This is a genomic window from Mesorhizobium sp. Arg314, assembly GCF_053714275.1.
The window spans coordinates 1-948 of sequence record NZ_JBSKBP010000181.1 but is presented as its reverse complement, the minus strand read 5'-3'; the positions used below and the strand labels follow the sequence as shown (position 1 = coordinate 948).

The window sequence follows — 948 nt, the reverse complement described above, 5'->3', positions numbered from 1 at the left end:
AAACCCAGTTTATATCTAGCCGACCAAAGGCAGGGCAAGGCGTGACTCGCCGGCATCGGCCGGCTCAAAAATCACAGGCGGAGCTCTTCGGACTGGGCGAGAAACCAGTCTACCAAGATCTTGCACCGCTTGTTCTTGCTGACGTCGTCGCTGGTTAGCAGGAAGAATGCTCGTTCGGTCTGGATCTGGGTTGGGAGCGGCCTGACCAGAAGGCGATTCTTGACGAGTTGCTGGGCCGTAAGGGACCAGCCCAACGCTATTCCTTCGCCGGCCAGGGCCGCTTGAAGCGTCAGCTGGGAGTCGTTGAAGACAATATTGGGCTTGATCCCGCTCGCATCGCCACCCGCGAGCTCGACCCACTCGGCCCAGTCCATGCGCTTGCGATAAGCATCCGATGAATGGATCAACTGATGGTGGATGAGGTCTTCGACGGCCTGTGGAGCGGGATGCGACAGAAGATAGCCGGGCGAGCAGACGGGAAAGATGATCTCGTCGCAAACGAACCAGCTGTTGGATCTCTCGAAGTCCCGAGGCCGCACCCACACCGTGACATCGACCTCGTGATCCGGATCGATGTCGCGATCGGTGGCGACCACCTTGATCCTGATGTCAGGATGTTCTTCCTGGAAGTCGTAGAGTTGAGGCGCCAGCCAGTGGGCCGCCAGAGATGTTGAAGCGGCAAAGGTAACGTACTGCGTTCCGCGCCCGGAGATCGCCTCAAGCCTTTGCTCCAGCCGGCGAAAACTAATGCGCACCTCGTCGTAGAGCTGCCTTCCGGCCTCCGTCAGCTGCACTCCGCGGTTGTCGCGCACAAACAGACCGGTCCCGCAATGCTTCTCGAACATCTTGATCGAGTGCGAAACACTCGGCTGCGTGACATTGAGCTCGCTCGCCGCCCTCTTGAAACTCAAGGTACGGGCAGCCGCTTCGAAAACAAACAGGGAATGG

General features: G+C 59.0%; 1 protein-coding gene. It reads right to left on the bottom strand.

The features are described 5' to 3' along the window. Window positions 1-71: 71 nt before the first annotated feature. Window positions 72-948 (bottom strand): LysR substrate-binding domain-containing protein (locus ACWGS9_RS34955; protein WP_454509447.1); only part of this gene is annotated, 877 nt, incomplete at its 5' end.